General features: G+C 63.7%; 14 protein-coding genes and 1 tRNA gene. 7 read left to right on the plus strand and 8 right to left on the minus strand.

Annotated features, from left to right (window positions below; genetic code table 11):
- Positions 1–206: 206 nt before the first annotated feature.
- The 6 genes from rho to argS all read right to left on the minus strand — a co-directional run bounded on the left by rho (position 207) and on the right by argS (position 9,288).
- Positions 207–2,336, minus strand: a complete 2,130-nt coding sequence (gene rho / locus V3587_RS26075) for a transcription termination factor Rho (RefSeq protein WP_058227676.1) — start codon at positions 2,334–2,336, stop codon at positions 207–209.
- Between the two features lie 503 nt (positions 2,337–2,839).
- Positions 2,840–3,784, minus strand: a complete 945-nt coding sequence (thrB, locus tag V3587_RS26080) for a homoserine kinase (protein ID WP_116056459.1) — start codon at positions 3,782–3,784, stop codon at positions 2,840–2,842.
- A 44-nt stretch (positions 3,785–3,828) separates the two neighbouring features.
- A complete protein-coding gene (gene thrC / locus V3587_RS26085) occupies positions 3,829–4,911 on the minus strand; it encodes a threonine synthase (RefSeq protein ID WP_003941280.1) in 1,083 nt (360 codons plus the stop codon).
- Positions 4,908–6,221: a homoserine dehydrogenase gene (locus V3587_RS26090; RefSeq protein ID WP_007726192.1), complete on the minus strand. Its 1,314-nt coding sequence runs from the start codon at positions 6,219–6,221 to the stop codon at positions 4,908–4,910. The genes thrC and V3587_RS26090 overlap by 4 nt, the downstream gene beginning before the upstream one ends.
- Entirely contained in the window at positions 6,218–7,639 is a 1,422-nt protein-coding gene (gene lysA / locus V3587_RS26095) for a diaminopimelate decarboxylase (RefSeq protein ID WP_283377536.1), read from the minus strand. Before lysA ends, V3587_RS26090 begins: the two co-directional genes overlap by 4 nt.
- Positions 7,636–9,288, minus strand: coding sequence for an arginine--tRNA ligase (gene argS / locus V3587_RS26100; protein WP_003941360.1), 1,653 nt, complete (start codon positions 9,286–9,288; stop codon positions 7,636–7,638). Before argS ends, lysA begins: the two co-directional genes overlap by 4 nt.
- A 216-nt stretch (positions 9,289–9,504) precedes the next feature.
- On the opposite strand from argS, the gene V3587_RS26105 reads away from it, so the two are divergent.
- The gene (locus tag V3587_RS26105; protein WP_003941378.1) at positions 9,505–10,332 is read left to right on the plus strand and encodes a DUF3105 domain-containing protein; all 828 of its coding nucleotides are present in this window, start codon (positions 9,505–9,507) and stop codon (positions 10,330–10,332) included.
- On the plus strand, positions 10,325–11,044 hold the full coding sequence (locus V3587_RS26110; RefSeq protein ID WP_047270160.1) for a DUF305 domain-containing protein: 720 nt from the start codon (positions 10,325–10,327) through the stop codon (positions 11,042–11,044). Before V3587_RS26105 ends, V3587_RS26110 begins: the two co-directional genes overlap by 8 nt.
- Positions 11,045–11,099: 55 nt before the next feature.
- On the opposite strand, the gene V3587_RS26115 is transcribed toward V3587_RS26110, so the two are convergent.
- A complete protein-coding gene (locus V3587_RS26115; protein WP_003941371.1) occupies positions 11,100–13,469 on the minus strand; it encodes a phosphoketolase family protein in 2,370 nt (789 codons plus the stop codon).
- Positions 13,470–13,712: 243 nt separating this feature from the next.
- Between V3587_RS26115 and V3587_RS26120 the strand changes: the two genes are divergently transcribed.
- From V3587_RS26120 to V3587_RS26135, 4 genes are all read left to right on the plus strand, one after another.
- A tRNA-Arg gene (locus tag V3587_RS26120) sits at positions 13,713–13,788 on the plus strand.
- A gap of 89 nt (positions 13,789–13,877) precedes the next feature.
- Positions 13,878–14,804, plus strand: coding sequence for a LysR substrate-binding domain-containing protein (locus V3587_RS26125; protein ID WP_030537328.1), 927 nt, complete (start codon positions 13,878–13,880; stop codon positions 14,802–14,804).
- A gap of 128 nt (positions 14,805–14,932) precedes the next feature.
- Positions 14,933–16,261, plus strand: coding sequence for an MFS transporter (locus V3587_RS26130; protein WP_283377537.1), 1,329 nt, complete (start codon positions 14,933–14,935; stop codon positions 16,259–16,261).
- Positions 16,262–16,263: 2 nt separating this feature from the next.
- Entirely contained in the window at positions 16,264–18,141 is a 1,878-nt protein-coding gene (locus V3587_RS26135; protein WP_283377545.1) for an FAD-dependent monooxygenase, read from the plus strand.
- Between the two features lie 73 nt (positions 18,142–18,214).
- Here V3587_RS26135 and V3587_RS26140 read toward each other — a convergent pair whose 3' ends face one another.
- A complete protein-coding gene (locus V3587_RS26140; RefSeq protein WP_054781940.1) occupies positions 18,215–19,744 on the minus strand; it encodes an MFS transporter in 1,530 nt (509 codons plus the stop codon).
- Positions 19,745–19,829: 85 nt separating this feature from the next.
- Between V3587_RS26140 and V3587_RS26145 the strand changes: the two genes are divergently transcribed.
- Entirely contained in the window at positions 19,830–20,207 is a 378-nt protein-coding gene (locus V3587_RS26145) for a MarR family winged helix-turn-helix transcriptional regulator (protein WP_003941367.1), read from the plus strand.
- Positions 20,208–20,428: the final 221 nt, after the last annotated feature.

Raw genomic sequence — 20,428 nt, forward strand, 5'->3', positions numbered from 1 at the left:
CCGGGTCGACGTCGCCAATCGACATCGTGAACCGGAACCGGACTCGGCCGTTCAGTATGCCAGATGCGGTACCTCACCGGATAATCCGCGTCTCGCACGACTCGGGGTGGCTGTACGAAGTTGTCAACGCACTGTCGCTCGGTTTTGTTCCGCCCACGCAAAAGGCCCACAACCAGCTGGTTGTAGGCCTTTTGACGTCGAATCGATCAGTCGTCGATCGCACCCGGTGCGGTCTTGGAGACCTGCATCAGGAACTCGAGGTTGTTCTTGCTCTTCTTCAGTCGATCGATCAGCAGATCGATGGCCTGATGCGAGTCCAGACCGGACAGGACGCGGCGGAGCTTGTGCAGCACCGCAGCTTCGTCCGGGCTCAGGAGCAACTCGTCCTTACGCGTGCTGGACGGGTTGACGTCCACGGCCGGGAACACGCGGCGTTCGGCGATCTTGCGATCGAGCTTGAGCTCGGCGTTGCCGGTGCCCTTGAACTCTTCGAAGATCACGGTGTCGCCGGTGGATCCGGTCTCGACCATTGCGGTAGCGATGATGGTGAGCGATCCACCGTTCTCGATGTTGCGGGCAGCACCGAGGAAACGCTTCGGCGGGTAGAGCGCCGTCGAGTCGACACCACCGGAGAGGATGCGTCCCGACGCCGGCGAGGAGTTGTTGTACGCACGACCCAGACGCGTGATGGAGTCGAGCAGTACGACGACGTCCTTACCCATCTCGACCAGGCGCTTCGCACGCTCGATTGCCAGCTCGGCAACTGCGGTGTGATCTCCCGGCGGGCGGTCGAAGGTGGAGGAAATGACCTCACCCTTCACGCTGCGCTGCATGTCGGTCACTTCCTCGGGACGCTCGTCCACGAGGATGACCATCAGGTAGCACTCAGGATTGTTGGTGGCGACGGCATTCGCGATCGCCTGCAACACGCTGGTCTTACCGGCCTTGGGCGGGCTCACGATGAGGGCGCGCTGGCCCTTACCGATGGGCATCACCAGGTCGATGACACGCGTGGTGAGAATGTGCTGCTCGGTCTCGAGGCGCAGACGCTGGTTCGGGTACAGCGGCGTGAGCTTGTTGAACTCGGGGCGCTTCTTCGCGGCCTCGACGTCGCCGCCGTTGACCGTGTCGATACGGACCAGCGGGTTGAACTTCTGACGCTGGCTGCCCTGCTCACCGTCACGCGAGACGCGGACGGCACCGGTGATGGCGTCGCCACGGCGAAGGCCGTTCTTGCGGATCAGGTTCATGGAGACGTAGACGTCGTTGGGACCGGCGAGGTACCCGGACGTACGCACGAAGGCGTAATTGTCGAGGACGTCGAGGATGCCGGCGACCGGCTGCAGGACGTCGTCCTCACGAATCTCGGTCTCGCGTGAATCGTTGGGTGCGCCACCCTCACCGCGATCGCGACCACGGCCACGGCGCTCGCGGAAACGGCGTCCGCGGCGTCCGCGTCCACCCTCTTCGTCGTCGTCCGGTCCGTTGTTGCGGTTGTCCGTACGCGGACCGGCGTTGTTCTGGCCGGCGTTGTTCTGATTGCCGCGATCCTGGCGATCCTGGCGATCCTGGTTGCCCCGGTTGCCCTGGTTCTCGCGCTGGCCCTGGTTGTCCCGCTGGCCCTGGTTGTCCCGGTTTCGCTCGCGGCGGGGACGCTCGTTGCCCTGCTCGGCGGGAGCCTGATCAGCGTCGGACTTGCCCTCGGTGCGCGCAGGACGCTCGGCCGGAGCCTCGGCCTTGGCGGTCTCGGCGACCTTCGAAGAATCGGCGGCCTTCGCGGTGTCCGCGTCGGACTTCGCCGAAGGAGCTTCCTGCTCGATGCTCAGTTCACCCTGGTCGGGTGAACCTGCACGACGAGCGGCGCCACGACGCTGACGTCCGCGACGGGGTGCGCTCTGATCGGAATCCTCGGCGGATTCCGTACGCGCAGGCGCGGCCTCGGCAGGAGCCGACTCAGCTGCCGGAGCTGTTTCGGCTGCGGGGGTTTCGGTGCGTGCGGCGCGAGTGCTCTTGGCACGAGTGCGCGCAACGGGTGCGTCGTCGAGAGTGAGTTCACTCTGTGCGGGTGCAGCCTTCGCGCTGCCGCCCTGGCGCTCCTTGATGGCTGCGATCAGGTCACCCTTGCGCATGCCGGAAGTGCCTTTGATGCCCAGTTCTCCCGCAAGAGTGCGGAGTTCGGTGAGCACCATGCCGGAGAGTCCGGCACCACGGCGCGTTTCGGCACGCTTCGTGGAGGTCGCCACCGCACCGTTCGATGCTGAAGATGACGCCTGAGAATTGTCGCCTGATTCCGACCCGGCGGGTGCAGAAGTGGCGATGAGGTCCGTATCGGTCACGGAGGTCCTTTCCTTCCCTCACTCGCACTGCGCAAAGTCGAGGGTTCGTCCCGCAGTTCGATTGAATACCGAACTCGGTGGTGCCGTACGTGGTTGCTGTCCAGAACTGCCGGCTTGTCCGCCGTCACATGATTGTCGGAAACTCTCGCCTCAAACTTTTCATGCGCCCGCAAACCTGCCCAACGCGCCTTCGTCGACGATTCACTCCCCCGTGTGTTGAACCCCTGAGTGATGGAACCTCTGAGTGTTCGATCCGCGGAGGATTCAAACCTTCGGAGAAGGTACAAGCGTGAGGATCATGCCTGCGAGAATCATGCCAAGGACTGTGGACCCCGATTGGGAAGGAGTTTTGCCCCCTGGTGATGCACCGGCGACTGACGCGCACGATGTACGGACATAGCCCAGGATAGCGCCCAAACCTGAGTCCGGCAAGAATTTGGACGACTGGGTGTGTCAGTTCACTACCGATCGGTAGTGGGCGATCACCTGGACCAAGGCAGGGATCAGACCGTCGTCGTGGATACTTCGACGCCGTCGGCGATGTCCAATTCGAGGACACGTAGTCCGTCTGCCCGCGCCGCTTCCGCGAGTTCGGCGGGGAAAGGTTCTGTGCTGAGCGCCAGCACGGTGGGGCCGGCTCCCGAAACAGTCGCGGCAATGCCCGCCTCGCGCAGGATCCCGATCCATCGCGTCGTGAGCGGAAGCGCGGGTGCGCGCTGTGCCTGATGCAGGCGATCCTCGGTGGCCGCCATCAACAGATCGGGCCGAGCAGTGAGCGCAACGACGGCGAGCGCGCTGCGGCTCGCGTTGAACGAGGCATCCTGGTGCGGAACCAATTCGGGCAGGAGCCCGCGAGTGTGTGCGGTGGACGACCGCTCCTCGGGAACCAGTGCCACAGCACGGATGTCGGGATGGACGTCGAGTTTGGCCGCGGAGTAGATCGGCTCGTCGCCTTCGACGACCGGTGGGCAACTCCACGAGACGACTGCGCCACCGAGAACACTGGCAGACGCGTTGTCCGGGTGACCTTCGAACTCGGACGAGAGTTGAACCAACTGCTCTTCCGTCAAGCCGATCTCGGCATCGAGGGCGCGCGCCAGACCGTTGGCTGCTGCCAATCCACCGACAGCCGCGGAAGCCGAGGATCCCAACCCGCGCGAATGTGGAATCGCGTTGCGGCACAACACGTCCAGGCCACTGGCCCACACTCCGGCCGCCTCGAGACCACGCTCGATGGCGCGGACCACGAGATGCGAAGGACCCCAGGGCACGTCGGCAGCGCCTTCACCTTCGACGCGAATCTGAAGGCCTGAATCCGTTGTGGTGACTACGATTTCGTCGTACAACCCCAACGCCAGACCGAGGGTGTCGAACCCCGGCCCCAAGTTTGCACTCGAGGCCGGGACGCGAGCAGTCACCGAAAGGCCGATAGGCAGGGTTATAGTCATGTCAGACACCGGATTCCGCGGAGTGGTCGATGAATCCACGGACACTATGCAAGCTCGAGGGCAGCCGCGACGGCAACGGGATCGACACCGATCGGCTCGACGTTCGGCATACCCTTCAAAGCCGTGTCAGGATCCTTGAGACCGTTACCGGTCACCGTGCACACGACGGTCAGGCCCGGCTCGAGCCAGCCCTCTGCACGTGCGGCGAGCAGGCCGGCGACACTGGCTGCCGACGCCGGTTCGACGAAGACGCCCTCGGTGGCGGCGATCAGACGGTAAGCCTCGAGGATCTTCTCGTCGGTGGCGGCACGGAATGCACCGTTCGACTCTTCCTTCGCGGCGACAGCGCCGTTCCAGGACGCGGGAGAACCGATTCGGATTGCGGTGGCGATGGTTTCGGGATCCTTGACGGGTGCACCGTTGACCAGCGGAGCCGCTCCGGCTGCCTGGACACCGAGCATGCGGGGCTTGACCGTGGTCAGACCGTCCGCGTAGTACTCGGAGTATCCGCGCCAGTACGCGGTGATGTTACCGGCGTTTCCGACCGGGAGAGCGTGCACGTCGGGAGCCTTGCCGAGGACGTCCATGATCTCGAATGCCGCGGTCTTCTGGCCTTCGATGCGCACCGGGTTGACCGAGTTGACGAGACCGATGGTGGGGAACTCGGCCGTGGTCTTGCGTGCCAGCTCGAGGCAGTCGTCGAAGTTGCCCTGGACCTGAATGATCTTGGCACCGTGCATGACTGCCTGCGCAAGCTTGCCCATGGCGATCTTGCCCTGCGGGATGAGCACGGCGCAGGTCATGCCGGCCTTGGCTGCATACGCAGCGGCCGAGGCGGAGGTGTTGCCGGTGGACGCGCACAGAACTGCACGCTGGCCACGGGCCAAGGCGTCGGTGACGGCCATCGTCATGCCGCGGTCCTTGAAGGAACCGGTGGGGTTGAGACCCTCGACCTTGAGGTAGACGTCGCAGCCGGTGATCTCGGAGAGGTGGCCGGCCGGCAGGAGCGGGGTGCCGCCTTCGCGCAGGGTGACGGTCTTCCAGTTGTCACCGATCGCGAGACGGTCCCGGTATGCCTCGATGAGACCCGGCCATGCCTTGTGGACGGGGTTGACGATGCCGGTCATTGTTCAGTGCCTTCCAGTCGCAGCACGCTGGTCACAGCGGTGACGAATTCGAGTTCGTTGAGGGCCGCCACGGTCTCGGAGAGAGCCGCGTCGGTTGCTACATGAGTGACGACCACCAGACGCGCGCCGGCGCCGGCGCCCTCCTGGCGGACGACGGAGATGCTCACGCCGTGCTTGGCGAACTCGGCGGCGACTGCGGACAGCACACCTTCCTTGTCCGCGACCTCCATGTTCACGTAGTAGCGCGTGAGGATGTCGCCCATCGGGGCGACCTTGAGCTTGGCGTACTTGGACTCGCGGGGGCCGCGTCCGCCGTGAACCTTGTTGCGCGCAGCCATCACCAGGTCACCCATCACCGCGGAAGCGGTGGGGGCGCCGCCTGCACCCTGGCCGTAGAACATGAGCCGGCCGGCGTTCTCTGCTTCCACGACAACGGCGTTGAACGCGCCGTTGACCGAGGCCAGCGGATGGCTGAGCGGAACCAGCGCCGGGTACACGCGAGCGGAAATCCGCTCCTTGCCCTTGGGCGTGACGATGCGCTCGCAGATCGAGAGCAACTTGATCGTGCAGTCGAGTGCCTTCGCCGACGCCAGGTCGGCGGAGGTGATCGTGGAGATTCCTTCGCGGTACACGTCCGCGGCAGTGACGCGGGTGTGGAACGCGATCGACGCGAGGATCGCTGCCTTCGCCGCGGCGTCGTAGCCTTCGACGTCCGCGGTCGGGTCGGCTTCCGCGTATCCGAGGCGTCCGGCTTCGGCCAAGGTCTCTTCGTAGTCGGCGCCGGTCTCGTCCATCGCCGAAAGGATGAAATTGGTGGTGCCGTTCACGATTCCGGCGACCTTGTTGACACGGTCTCCGGCCAACGACTGTGTGAGCGGGCGGATCACGGGGATCGCGCCGGCAACAGCGGCCTCGAAGTACAGGTCGACAGAGTTGGCCTCTGCAGCCTCCGCCAATTCACCGGTGTGGTCCGCGAGCAGCGCCTTGTTGGCGGTCACGACCGACTTGCCGGAGTTGAGGGAAGAGAGAATCAGCTTGCGAGGGAGCTCGATTCCGCCGATCACCTCGACCACGATGTCGACGTCGTCACGACCGACCAGGGACTCGGCGTCCGTCGTCTGCAGTTCCTCGGGAATTCCGCGGTCCGAGCCGATACGGCGGACGGCAACCCCCCGCAGTTCCAACGGGGCGCCGACGCGAGCTTCGAGTTCCTCGGCCTGCTCACGAATGATCCGGACGACCTCGCTCCCGACGTTGCCGAGGCCGAGAACGGCCACACCGATAGCGCGATGCGCCGATTCGCTCGTCACTGCGATACCTCCAAGCTGAGCAGATCTTCCACTGTTTCCCTCCGCAGAATCACGCGTGAGACTCCGTCACGCACCGCCACCACGGCTGGGCGGGTGAGCAGGTTGTACCTGCTCGACATCGAATAGCAGTATGCACCGGTCGCTGCTACCGCTAGTAAATCACCGGGCCCGACGTCCTCGGGCATCCAGGTGTCCCGAATGACCACGTCACCGGACTCGCAGTGCTTACCGACGATACGTGCAACGACGGGATCAGCCTCGGAAGTTCGCGAAACCAACTTGGCTTCGTACTCCGCACCGTAGAGGGACGTGCGGATGTTGTCGCTCATCCCGCCGTCGACGCTGATGTAGCGGCGTGTCAGCGAGCTACCCACCGTGACGTCCTTGATGGTGCCGACCTCGTAGAGCGTCACCGTGCCAGGTCCGGCGATGGCGCGGCCGGGTTCGACGGCAAGCGTCGGCTCCGGCAATCCGGCCAGTGCTGACTCGTTGCGCACGATGTGGCCGAGCTTTGCTGCCAGTTCGTCGACGGGCGGCGGGTCGTCGGAGGGGATGTACGAGATCCCCATGCCGCCGCCGAGGTCGATGATCGAAATCTGCTTGGTCTTCTCGACTCCGAACTCGGTGACGACGTCGCGGAGCAAACCGATCACGCGGTGCGCTGCCACCTCGAAACCGTCGACGTCGAAGATCTGCGAACCGATGTGGCTGTGCAGGCCGACCAGTCGCAGGTTTTCGGCGGCGAAAACGCGACGGACCGCGTCGATCGCCGCTCCCCCGGCCAGCGAGAAACCGAACTTCTGGTCCTCGTGTGCGGTGGAGATGAATTCGTGGGTATGCGCTTCGACGCCGACGGTCAGTCGGATCAACACGTCCTGAACGACACCGGCCTCACCGGCGACACGATCGAGTCGGTCGATCTCGATCGACGAGTCGAGCACGACGTGTCCGACGCCCGCGGCGACACCAGCGGCCAGTTCGGCGACTGACTTGTTGTTGCCGTGCATGGCAATTCGCTCGGCCGGGAAGTCCGCGTGCAACGCGATCGCCAGTTCGCCGCCGGAGCAGACGTCGAGCGAGAGGCCTTCGTCGGCGACCCAGCGTGCGATCTCGCCACAGAGGAATGCCTTGGATGCGTAGTGCACCTTGGCATCCGGGCCGAAGGCGCGGGCCATGTCACGGCAGCGCGAGCGGAAGTCGGCCTCGTCGATGACGAACAACGGAGTGCCGTACTTCTCGGCAAGTTCACCGACCTTGACACCCGCGAGGGTCACTTCACCGTCGTCGCCACGAGAAGCGTTGCGCGGCCACACCTGCGGTGAGAGTTCGCCGAAGGCTTCGGGGCTGGTCGGACGGTCGGGCAAGCCGGGGGCCTGCAACTGCTCGGCGTGCTTGGGGCCGGCGGGGTGCGCGTTCACATTTGCTCCGGTGCGGTGACGCCGAGCAGTTCGAGACCGTTGGCCAGGACCTGTCGGGTGGCGGCGCAGAGAGCCAGACGCGCGCGGTGCACGTCGGTGGCGTCTTCGTCGCCTTGCGGAAGGATGCGGCACGCGCCGTAGAAGCGGTGGTACGCACCCGCGAGTTCTTCGAGGTAGCGGGCAATACGGTGCGGCTCACGCAGATTCGCAGCGCTCGACACGACGCGTGGGTACTCGCCGATCGTGCGGATGAGGTCACCCTCCTGCTCGACGGTGAGCAGGGCGAGGTTGCTCGCGTCGGCGGACAGACCGAGGTCTGCGGCGTTGCGAGCGATCGCCGAGAGGCGTGCGTGCGCGTACTGCACGTAGTAGACGGGGTTCTCGCTGCTGGTCTTGGTCCACAGGTCGAGGTCGATGTCGATGCTCGAGTCGACCGACGAGCGGATCATGACGTAACGCGAGGCGTCGACGCCGATTGCCTCGACCAGGTCGTCGAGGGTGATGACGGTGCCTGCACGCTTGCTCATCTTGACGGCAGTGCCGTCCTTGACGAGGTTGACCATCTGGCCGATCAGCACCTCGACGGTGTCCGGATCGTCGCCGAATGCGGCAGCGGCAGCCTTGAGACGGCCGATGTAACCGTGATGGTCGGCGCCGAGCATGTAGATACAGAGGTCGAACCCACGGGCGCGCTTGTTCTGGAAGTAGGCGATGTCACCGGCGATGTAGGCGGCGTTGCCATCGCTCTTGATGACGACGCGGTCCTTGTCGTCGCCGTAGTCGGTGCTCTTGAGCCACCACGCACCGTCTTCGTGGAAGAGGTTGCCCGAACCCTTGAGGGATTCGACGGCCTTCTCGACCGCACCGGATTCGAAGAGCGAGTTCTCGTGGAAGTAGACGTCGAAGTCGACGCCGAAGTCGTGCAGGGTCTGCTTGATGTGCGTGAACATCAATTCGACGCCGATGGCGCGGAAGGTTTCCTGCTGCTCGTCGGCAGGCAGATCCATGACGTCGGGACGCTGCTTCAGAACCGAGGCGGCGATGTCGGCGATGTACGCGCCGGCGTAACCGTCTTCGGGAGCAGGTTCACCCTTCGCTGCAGCGATCAGCGAACGCGAGAAGCGGTCGATCTGGGCACCGTGATCGTTGAAGTAGTACTCACGTGTTACCAAACCACCCTGCGCGGACAGAATGCGTCCGAGCGCGTCTCCGACTGCGGCCCAACGGGTTCCACCGAGGTGAATCGGTCCGGTGGGGTTGGCGGAGACGAATTCGAGGTTGATCTTCTTGCCGGCGAGGGAGTCACCCGAGCCGTACGACGCACCGGCTTCGAGAACCGACACGACGATCGCGCCCTGGGCGTCCTTGTCCAACCGAATGTTGAGGAAGCCGGGCCCGGCGATCTCGGCGGATTCGATTCCGTCGGCAGCGGTGAGGGCTTCGGCGATCCAGCCCGCCAGCTCGCGGGGATTCGTGCCGACCTTCTTGGCTACCTGCATGGCAATGTTGGTGGCGTAATCGCCGTGCTCGGGGTTGCGTGGTCGCTCGACGGTGAGGGTTTCGGGTAGCACGGATACGTCGAGGCCACGATCGGCAAGGACGCTCGCTGCGGTTCCGCGGAGCAGTTCGGCAAGGTCAGCTGGAGTCACAGGTATTCATCCTATTGCCTGCACACCGGAAGTGGAGACTCGCCTCACGCCTCGCTCTCCGTGAACGTGCGCGGGGCCGCTGTGGCGTGTCGCACGCCACTCTCAAAGTTTGCCCTCAGACTCGGAAAGTACAGTGGTAATGCCCGAGCTACCACCGCGTACCTTCATGCGCGGGCGCGCCACACCTCAAGCCCACACACCGAAAGAGCCCAATCGATGCCAAGCGGTTCCGATAGTCGCGGTCCCAACAAGAACTCCGGGGCCAAATCAGCCAAGGCCATCAAGGCCGCCAACAAGAACAGTCGGCCGGCCAAGAAGGGCAAGGGCGGCGTCCCCGCTCCCCGCCAGATCCCCTGGCTGTCGATCGGCGCCGGTGTGGCTGTGCTCGCACTCATCGCCGTGCTCGGTATCAATCTGTGGCCCAAGGTCGAGGAGCGGCAGGCCCTCGAGCCGTACAAGTACAGCTCCGAGAACAAGGATCCGTCCGACAAGATCGACGGCGTCCTCAAGATCGAGTACCCGGCCGGCCAGCACGTCGATTCCACTCAGCGCGTGGCGTACGACCAGACCCCGCCGTTCGGTGGCCCGCACGACGCCACCTGGGCTAACTGCACCGGAACCGTGTACGCCGACCCGATTCGCACCGAGAACGCCGTCCACTCGCTCGAGCACGGCGCCATCTGGATCACGTACAATCCCGATCTCGTCGACCAGGACCAGATCGACAGTCTCGCCGGACGCGTGAACGGCAAGTCCTACATGCTGATGTCGCCGTACCCCGGTCAGAGCAGCCCCATTTCTCTGCAGTCGTGGGGCCATCGCCTTGAGATCGACAAGGCCGACGACGATCGCATCGATCAGTTCATCACTGCGCTGAACCAGAACCCGAACGTCTACCCCGAGGTCGGCGCGAGCTGCACCAACCCGCTGTTCACTCCGTCGACGTCGCCGTTCGATCCGACACCTCCGGGCGCCGACGCCATCCAGATGGACGGCACGGGCGCTACCCCGGCCACCGACGAACAGATTCCCGCCGGTGGATAGTTCGACGAACACCGATCAGTCTTCGAAGCCGAGTCAGCGCACCGCACTGCTGATCATCGGTCTGATCGGCGCGATCGCCGTCGGTTTTGCGCTCGGCGCACTGACCAACCTCCTCGGACCCGATGCGAAGTCGTCACTGACCGTTCCGGCTTCGGATTCGGTGGACGTGGGCTTCGCGCAGGACATGAGCGTGCATCACAGCCAGGCCGTCGACATGGCGTCCATCGCCCTGACGAAGTCCACGGACAACGACGTACGCACGCTGGCGTTCGACATCTTGACCACGCAGCAGAACCAGCTCGGTCAGATGCAGGCGTGGCTGACCATGTGGGATCAGCCGCTGTCCAAGGTGGGCCCGTACATGGAGTGGATGTCGTCGGATTCGGGCTCCGGCCATGGATCGCACGGGACTTCGGCCACGATGGACATGAGTCATTCCGGGCCGGTCGACACCATGCCCGGCATGGCGTCCCCCGAGGACCTTGCGGCTCTCCGCGCAGCGGAAGGTCTGCAACTCGACACCTTGTTCCTGCAGCTGATGCTTCGTCACCACGAAGGTGGGCTTCCGATGATGGAGTACGCAGCAGCCGACGCCACCGAGGGGCCGGTGCGCAGCCTGGCGCAGACGATGGTCAACACGCAGCAGAGCGAGTCCAAGCTGATGACCGACATGTTGGCAGCTCGCGGCGCAATGCCACTGCCCATGAACTGAGCAGAACTGAACTGAGCCGAGAATGTTCAGACCCAACTGGGCCTGGTCCTGAATTTCAGGACCAGGTCCAGTTTTCTACTTCCGGCATGTCTTCGAGGTGCTCGACGATGTAACGCGAGTGCTTTTCGAGCTGTGTGCGGCAGAACTCCGCCAACTCGGACGCCCCGGCCGGCCGACGCTTGGAGCGTCGTAGCGCCTCGATCACCAGGTGGTAGCGGCTCATCTTGTTGAGGACGACCATGTCGAACGGTGTTGTGGTTGTTCCCTGTTCACTGAATCCGCGAACGTGGAAGCGCTCGGGACTCGGACGCCCGTGAATCAGTTCGTGCACGGCACGCGAGTATCCGTGGAATGCGAACACGACGTCGGTCTGCGCAGAGAACAGATCGAGGAAGACCCGCTCCCCGAATCCGTGGGGATGCTCGGTTGGCGTCAGCAAGGCCATCAGATCGACGACGTTGACGACGCGGGTGATCAGTTCGGGTGTGTGATCGCGCAGCAACTGTGCAGCAGCCAGGATCTCCTGCGTCGGCACATCTCCCGCGGCGGCCAGGACCACGTCCGGTTCCTGTCCGCGAGCCTCGGTTCCGGCCCATTCCCAGACCGAAGCGCCCGCCGCACAGTGCTCGTGCGCTTGCTCGAGCGTGAGGTACTGCAGGTGCGGTTGCTTGTCCACGACTATCAGGTTGACGTGGTCGGTACTACGCAGGCAGTGATCCGAGATCGAGAGCAACGTGTTGGAATCCGGTGGCAGCCACACGCGGATCACACTGGGTGCCAAGGGAATAACGGCGTCGATCATGCCGGGGCCCTGATGACTGAATCCGTTGTGATCGTTGCGCCAGCACGTACTGGTCAACAGCACGTTGAGCGAAGCAACAGACGCCCGCCACGGCAGGTCGACGGCATGTTGGAGCCACTTGGCGTGCTGGATGAGCATCGACACGCTCACCATCGCAAATGCTTCGTAGCTCGCGAACATCCCGTGTCGGCCCGACAGCAGATAGCCCTCGAGCCATCCCTCGCAGAGGTGCTCGCTGAGGACCTCCATGACACGACCGTCCGCGGACAGCCCGTCGTCGTAGTCGGTGATCGGCAGTTGCCAGCAGCGATCGGTTGTCTCGAATACGGCGCCGAGGCGATTGCTCGACGTCTCGTCCGGACAGAAGAGTCGGAAGATCCCGCCGCTGTCCTCGGTTTCCGTGGCGGCGTAGATGTCGCGCAGAAGCTCGCCGAGAACTCGCGTCGTCTCGTGGAAGGTCGAACCCGGGGATTGGATGGGAAGCGCGTACTTTTCGAGCGGCGGCATCGGGAGATCGACGCGAAGTCGTCCACCGTTCGCGTAGGGAGTGCTCCCCATGCGCTTGTCCCCCGTCGGCGACAGCGCCGCCAGTTCCGCGACGAGTGATCCGTTGGCGTCGAACAACTCGTCCGGACGGTACGACCGCATCCACTCTTCGAGTTGCCGCAGATGTGATTCGTTGCTTCGCACGCCGGACAACGGCACCTGGTGCGCACGATGTGTGCCCTCGACCAAGATTCCGTCGACGGTGTGTGGACCGGTCCATCCTTTCGGCGTCCGCAACACGATTGCCGGCCACGAACCCGTCCACTCCTCTCCGCGGCGTGCGGCACCCTGCATCTCGCGGATCTTCTCGTGCGCCTGCGAGATCGCTTGATACAGCTGAGGAAACACCGCGTCGGGGTCGTCACCGGAGACGACGATCGGCGCCCACCCCTGTCCACCAAGATAGGCCTGGATGTCTTCGTCGCTGCTGCGTCCGTAGACCGTCGGCCCGGCGATCTTGGCACCGTTCACGTGCAGGATCGGCAGCACCGCGCCGTCGCGTCGTGGATTCAGGAACGCCGGGAGCTTCCACGAGCCGGACAACGGCCCGGTCTCCGCTTCGCCGTCGCCGATCACACAGGCCACCACGAGGTTCGGATGATCGAAGGCAGCGCCGGCCGCATGGGCAAGGGCGTAGCCGAGCTCGCCGCCTTCGTGGATGCTTCCGGGTGTCTGCACACTCACATGGCTGGGCACTCCGCCGGGAGCGGAGAATCGCCGACACATCCGGTGGATGCCCTCGGCGTCGTCCGAGACTTCCGGATAGATCTCCGAGTACGTTCCCTCGAGATACGTCGACGCGACCAGCGCCGGACCGCCGTGCCCGGGACCGGTCACGTAAAGCCAGTCTGCGCCGGTGGCGACGATGTGCCGATTGAGGAGCGTGTAGATCATCGACAAGCCGGGGCTGGTCCCCCAGTGCCCGAGCAGTCGGGGCTTGATGTGCTCGGCACGCAACGGTTCCCGCAGAAGCGTGTTGTCCTTCAGATAGATCTGCGCGACGGTCAGGTAGTTGGCCGCTGCCCACCACTTCAGGTCGAGCGCGAGCTGGTCTTCGGAATAGTGGTGATCGGTCATCAACGACTCCCGTACCTCACGAGGGTGCCCGAGCAGTCCGCCCGAGCCTGTGCTCAGAGCCGAGCCTAGGCGTAAAAAGCATCCGAGTCAGTCGGTACAGATGATTCGACGACCATGGTCCCCGGCCGCATCCTCGACTACCTCACGCGAGGACGCCATGCCGAGACGGGTGCCGGTTTGGTCTTGTCCCCCCGTGATGCGCTACGCTAACGCAGCCCAATCGGCACACCGAAAGTTCGGTGCGCCCCCGTAGCTCAGGGGATAGAGCGTTCGCCTCCGGAGCGAAAGGTCGCAGGTTCGAATCCTGCCGGGGGCACCACGAAGACGCAGGTCAGCGATTGATCGTCGACCTCTTCACGGTGCCACACCAAAATATTCAGGGCAATCTACCCGACTACTGTCGATCTCATGCCTCGCATCGATCCTGCTCCCACGTACACGATGCGTCAGCTTGCTGCGTTTGTCGCGGTAGCCGAGACCGGAACGATCAGTGCCGCGGCCGAGCGCCTGCACCTCTCTCCTTCCGCCCTGTCCGCGGCGCTCACCGAACTCGAACGCGCGCTCAAAGTTCAACTGTGCGTTCGCCGTCGCTCATTCGGCATTCAACTGACCCGCACCGGTGAATCCGTTCTGGTGCGCGCCCGGGCGCTACTTCAGCAAGCCGGGGAACTCGAATCCGATGCGCTCGGAACCGGCGGAAGCGTGTCGGGGCCCATAGCGATCGGCTGTTATCCCGCTCTGGGGCCGACGGTGTTGCCGTCGATGATCGCCGGGTTCACCCGTGAGAATCCTGACGCGCAGGTGGAGTTCCGCGAGGACACTCAGAATCGGCTCCAGACACATCTCGAGAACGGCGAGTTGGACCTCGCGATCGCTTACGACCTGGACCTGTCTCCACAATTGCGCACAGTTCCGTTGGCCATCCGCGAACCCTTGATCGTCCTGGGTGCAGAACACCCACTCGCGCGGTCCGAGCGACCGATCCATCTTCCGGACCTCGCGGAACACCCGATGGTTCTCCTCGACGCGCCGCCGAGCACCAAACACGCGCTCGACGTCTGTCGCGCAGGCGGATTCGCCCCGAAGGTTGCCTACAGAACTGCGAACTTCGAGACGGCGAGGGCATTTGTCGGCCGTGGCCTCGGCTGGACGCTGCTACTCCAGCGGCCCAAGATCGACGTCACGTACGAGGGGCTCGAGGTGGTCGTCAAGACCATCGCTTCCCCCGCAGTGCCGTCGGTGCACGTAGTTCTCGCTTGGCACCAGAACACTCGCCTCAGCCGCGTCGCACGCGCTTTCATAGAATTCGTTTCACCCTCAGAACCTGCCCAATAGTCCCGCTACCAGGCAGCGGAGCTGGTTCCACGTATTTTCCGTGCAAGAACCTCCAATTCTTTCGCTTTTCAATTGTTGTGGCGCACGTCATTGTTTCTTCAAGCCACATTCATCTCGAAAGGCACTTCATGACCTCCATCGCCTCACCGACCGCAACGCGCGCCGCCGCGACGGTCAAGGCGCGTAAGGCCGCCCTCGGCAGCTTTGTCGGCACCGCCATCGAGTGGTACGACTTCTTCATCTACGGCACCGCCGCCGCACTCGTGCTCGGCAAGCAGTTCTTCCCCGGCACGTCCGATCTGGCCGGCACCCTCGCCGCCTTCGCCACCCTCGCCGTCGGATTCGTCGCGCGTCCCATCGACGGAATCGTGATGGGCCACTTCGGCGACCGCATCGGACGCAAATCCATGTTGGTCACCTCGTTGATGCTGATGGGCTGCGCCACCGTTGCCATCGGGCTGCTACCCAACTACGCCGCTATCGGCGTCTTTGCCCCCATACTCCTGGTGACCTTGCGATTCGTTCAGGGACTCGGTGTCGGCGGCGAGTGGGGCGGCGCAGTTCTGGTCGCCACCGAAAACGCACCGGAGGGCAGGAAGGGGCTGTACGGCAGCGCACCACAAATCGGTGTTCCCGCAGGCGTACTGGTGGCCAATCTCGTCTATCTCCCCCTCGCCGCCTTCATGGACGACGATGCATTCAACTCCTGGGGATGGCGAATCCCATTCCTGCTCAGCGCAGTTCTGGTGGGCGTTGCGATGTGGATCCGTCTCGGCCTCGAGGAAAGTGACGAGTTCACCGCGTCGAAGTCCGAGGCACCGGCGGAGTCCATGCCGATTCTCGAGGTTCTCACCAGACACTGGAAGACTGTGCTCCTCGCCGGTGGAACCTTCATCGCCACCAACGGAATCGCGTACGCGTACATGGTTTACGTCCTCAAGTACGGCGAGACCGAACTCGGCTTCAGCAAGACCACGATGCTCTTTCTTCTCATCGCATCCTGCCCGTTCTGGATGGCGGGAATGGCTTTCAGCGCTCACAAGTCGGACACTCTCGGACGCCGGACCGTCTACATCCGCAGTTCGATCACCCTGGTAGTGGCGGCAGCGGTGTTCTTTCCGCTGATCGACACAGCGATCGTTCCGGTGATGCTCGTATCGATGATCGCCCTCGGCTTCACGCTCGGCTGCTGCGCCGGCCCACAAGCGGCACTGTTCGCCGAATTGTTTCCCGCACACATCCGCTACAGCGGAGCGTCACTCGGCTACCAGATCGGCGCAATCCTCGGCGGCGGTCTGGCCCCGATGATCGCCACCGCGCTCTACGCCGCCTTCGACACCTCGTTCGCCATCACCGTCTACTTCGTGATCATTGCCGTGATCAGCCTGGTTTCCATCCTGCTGCTCCCGGAACCTCAATTGATCCCGAAAAACACTGCCGCACAGAAAGCCTCGTGACCATGTCGACCTACTTTCATCCGAAGAAGTACGCACCCGAGGACTTCGCCTCCCTGGCGCCTTCGGCCGACGCACTTCCCGTCGTGATCGTCGGAGCCGGCCCCGTCGGCATGGGCGTAGCCATGGGCTTGGCGCAGCGCGACATTGCCGTCACGATTCTCGAAGCGGCCGATCAGGTCTCGTTCGGCAGTCGCGCGATCTGCGTGTCACGCCACAGCCTCGAAGTTGCCGAACGCCTCGGCTTCGGTGCCGAGCTCGAAGACATCGTTCTGCCGTGGGTGGGTGGTCGGAGTTACTACCGCGATCAGGAAGTACTGCAGTTCCGCATGGCATCCGCCGAGCACGACGCGCGTGGACCCATGGTCAACGTCTCGCAATCCGAGTTCGAGCAGATCATGACCGACAAGCTGCTCGCTCACCCACTGGTGAACTTCCACTGGTCGTCGTCGATCGCCGGCATCTCCGTCGGTGACGACGAGGTGACTCTGACCGTCGACACCGCGTTCGGAACCCGCGAACTGCGCGCGGCGTGGGTCGTTGCCGCCGATGGTGGACGCAGCAAGATGCGCGAACTCAGCGGAATCCGCTTGCAGGGCAACAGCTACGAGGGCAACTACGTCATTGCCGACATTCATTGGGAATCGGAACTCCCGGCCGAGCGTCTGGTGTGGTTCGACGCACCCAGCAACCCGGGGTCCACGATCATCATGCATCGCCAACCACGGGACATCTGGCGCATCGACTACCAGCTCGACGCCTCGGACGATCCGGAAGCGGAGACGCAAGAAGATCGCATCCGTGACCGCATCACGCGTCACCTCGAATGGCTCCAGAGCGACATCCCCTGGACCCTGGAATGGTTCGGCTTCTACCGCGCCCACGCACTCGCTCTGGAAGATTTCACTCACGGCCGTGTGCTTTTTGCCGGCGACGCCGCGCATCTCGTTCCGATCTTCGGTGTTCGCGGCCTGAACTCGGGCATGGAAGACGCCGAGACCCTGGTGTGGCAACTAGCCGCCGTCATCAACGGAGCTGCCGATTCCACCATCCTCGACGCGTATTCGAAGGAACGTCGCAGCGCATGGCGGCAGAACGTCGACAACGCAGGCAAGTCGACGCTCATCATGTCGCCGGGAAGTCACGGCTACCGGACCACCCGCGATGCCGTACTCGAACTCGCCACCAAGCGAAGCGAATTCGCGCACCTCATCAACCCGCGCCAGTCGAGTGCGACGCACGCCCGGCTCTCCCCGCTGACGTGGCCCACAGCTGCGGGCGCCGAGGGCGTACTACCCGGCGATCCGTTGGAAGACAGGGTCGTCCAGGTCTCGGCGGACGGTTCATCTACCTCCTTGAACAGTCTGCGCGGTACTGGATTCGGCCTGCTGGCTTTCGGACTGTCAGCTGAGCTGGTATCCGAACTCGACACGCAAGCCGAAATCCTTGCTCAGGCCCTTGCACCGGAAACCGTACGCGTGATCACCGTGGGAACTACCGACTCCACGGTTCCCGATGCCGAAGGCAATCTCGCATCTGCCCTCGGCGCACGTGTCGGCGAGATCTTCGTGATTCGGCCCGACGGACTGGCGCTGTGCCGCATCAGCGATCCCACGCAATTGAACGACGTGGCCAAACACCTCACCGCCGGCACTGCGCCGACGCACTTCGATACGGCACAGTCGGCGACAACTGCGGTGGTCGACGACGAGGGCCATCGCGAGCACGTCTGGTTGGCACTGTCGAACGCACTCGATCAGGCTGATCCGTCCGACCGCGAAGCCATGTTGGTGCGCCTTGCCTTGATTCTCGGTTCGCAAGCTACGTCGACGAGCTTCGACGTAGCACTGAAAGACGCTGCCCTGAAATCTGCCACCCGATAGTTCAGACACAGCAACTCGGCCGCGCAGGATTGTCTCCTACGCGGCCGAGCGCATTCGCGGATGAAGCAAGTATTCAGTTGACCTCGGCCAATTCCTTTTCTTCCTCAGCGCGCCTTTCACGCACGGATCTTCCCCGCTGCGACCTTCCACGTAACAGCGGCGAGACGGTGATCGCCAAGCCCACCAGCGCGACTCCGGTAACCAGGATCAGTCCGGGATGGAACTGCTCGAATCCGGCGGTACCGGCGCCGGACGCGGTGTGCGATCCAGCGGTCACGAGGGCAGTGGTCAGAGCGAGCACGAGCGCCGCACCGACCTGAGCGGAGGTGTTCACCAGCCCGGACGCCAAACCCTGCTCCGAGTCGTCGACACCCGAGGTGGCCTGGGCCATGATCGAGGTGTACCCCAGCGCGAATCCGAGTCCGAGCAGGATGACGCTCGGCAGAATCGCCACGACGTACGACGGTGAATCGCTGCCCGCGAAGAGGAACCAGAGGTACCCGACGCTGAGCGAGGTCAGTGCCGCGATGATGAGCTTGGCACTGCCGTACAGGTCGACCAGCCGTCCGACGAACGGCGATCCGAATGCGACGATGATGCCCGCGGGCAGCAGTGCCATCGCCATCTTCAGGGGCGACCAGCCGAGGGCCGACTGCAGGAAGATCGTCATCATGAACTGGAAGCTCAGGTAGGAACCGAAGAGCGCGATGATGGCCAGATTTGCACGAACGATGGTGCCGACGCGCAGAAGCCCAAGTCGCACAAGCGGATGCGCCACCTTCTTCTCCACGAAGAAGAACGTCGCCAGAAGCACGGCTGCGACGGCGAACGAACCCAGCGTCATCGGGTGTGCCCATCCACGGGTCGGAGCCGAAACCATCGTGTACACCGTGAGAAGCATTCCCGTCACCAGGGTGACGGCGCCGACGAGGTCGTGTCCCCCGGTATCTGCGGGACGGTCCCGCGGAATGAGGAAGTACCCACCGATCAGCGCGATGACGGCAAACGGAACCGGCATCAGGAACGTGAATCGCCAACCGGCACTGGTCAACAGCCCACCGAGGATCAGACCGGACGAGTAACCACTGGCGCCGAACACGGAGAACACCGACAGCGCACGGTTACGGGCCGGACCTTCCTTGAACGTCGTGGTGAGAATGGACATTGCGGTCGGAGCGGTGAAGGCCGCAGCCAATCCCTTCACGAATCGTGATGCGATCAGCAGTGTTCCGTTGTCGACAAGGCCACCGACCAGCGAGGCGATTGCGAACACGGTCAGTGCGATCAGGAAGACCTTCCTGCGCCCGAGAAGATCGGCGGTACGTCCACCGAGTAGCAACAGGCCGCCGAATCCGAGGACGTAGCCGTTGATGATCCACTGCAGCGAGGTAGTGGACAGGCCCAGTTCATTGCCGATGGACGGAAGCGCGACGCCCACCATCGACACATCGAGACCGTCGAGGAACAACACGAGGCAGAGCACCGCGAGGATGCCCCACAGCTTGAGGGACCAGCCCTCCCCTGTGGCCGGATCCGAGGATTCCGTAGAAACCGGGGCGTCCGGCGAATCGAATGGTTTGAGTGTCGAGTCTGTGCAAGTCACGTCAGCGAGAATAGATGCACATGCACATAATGCACAAGCATTTAATGCAATTGCACGTAATCGAGTCTTCAACTAGAATGCGGTCGTGACGTCGGAATCCGAATTGCGCAACACCTGGCGCTCGCTGTCGACCAGCTACAACGACATCGCGTGCGAACTCGATCGCCAGATGCAGTCGGCGCATGGGCTGAGCATGAGCGACTTCGAGGCTCTCGACCGACTCATGGACGCCACGTGCGAACGTCCACGCATGCAGGAGCTTGCCTCGGAGATGTACCTGAGTCCCAGCGCGCTCTCCCGTAGCGTGGCCCGTCTCGAGAAGGCCGGACTGGTTCAGCGAGCACTGTGCGAGGCCGACCGGCGCGGAGTCTTCGTCGACGTCACCGACAAAGGACGTCAGGTACACGCGGACGCCAGCAAAATTCAACTGGCCGTACTGGATTCACGCCTGCGCGAGCAGTAGCCACACGTCAGCGGAGCACAACACAGCGCCCGGCCACCGGGTGAGGGCCGTTCCGGACTAGACTGAGCACATACCGACGCGCCTTTCTGTTGCCGTCGGCGATCGACAGCAGCGCAGCCAGCACGCTTTCACGCGGTCCTGGCCGAGGCAATCTGCCAGCGTTCCTGCGGCTTCTGCTAGTCCCTCAGGCTCCTGCCTGACATCTCTACCTGCTCCTATCG

This window comes from Rhodococcus sp. IEGM 1306 (assembly GCF_036541985.1).
GTDB classification, from domain to species: domain Bacteria; phylum Actinomycetota; class Actinomycetes; order Mycobacteriales; family Mycobacteriaceae; genus Rhodococcus_F; species Rhodococcus_F qingshengii.

Bases quoted from the DNA above. Each gene is read 5' to 3' on its own strand.
- thrB (WP_116056459.1), bottom strand. From the start codon at position 3,784: ATGACTATAACCCTGCCTATCGGCCTTTCGGTGACTGCTCGCGTCCCG.
- thrC (WP_003941280.1), bottom strand. From the start codon at position 4,911: ATGACCGGCATCGTCAACCCCGTCCACAAGGCATGGCCGGGTCTCATC.
- V3587_RS26105 (WP_003941378.1), top strand. From the start codon at position 9,505: ATGCCAAGCGGTTCCGATAGTCGCGGTCCCAACAAGAACTCCGGGGCC.
- V3587_RS26115 (WP_003941371.1), bottom strand. From the start codon at position 13,469: ATGACCGATCACCACTATTCCGAAGACCAGCTCGCGCTCGACCTGAAG.
- V3587_RS26125 (WP_030537328.1), top strand. From the start codon at position 13,878: ATGCCTCGCATCGATCCTGCTCCCACGTACACGATGCGTCAGCTTGCT.
- V3587_RS26130 (WP_283377537.1), top strand. From the start codon at position 14,933: ATGACCTCCATCGCCTCACCGACCGCAACGCGCGCCGCCGCGACGGTC.
- V3587_RS26135 (WP_283377545.1), top strand. From the start codon at position 16,264: ATGTCGACCTACTTTCATCCGAAGAAGTACGCACCCGAGGACTTCGCC.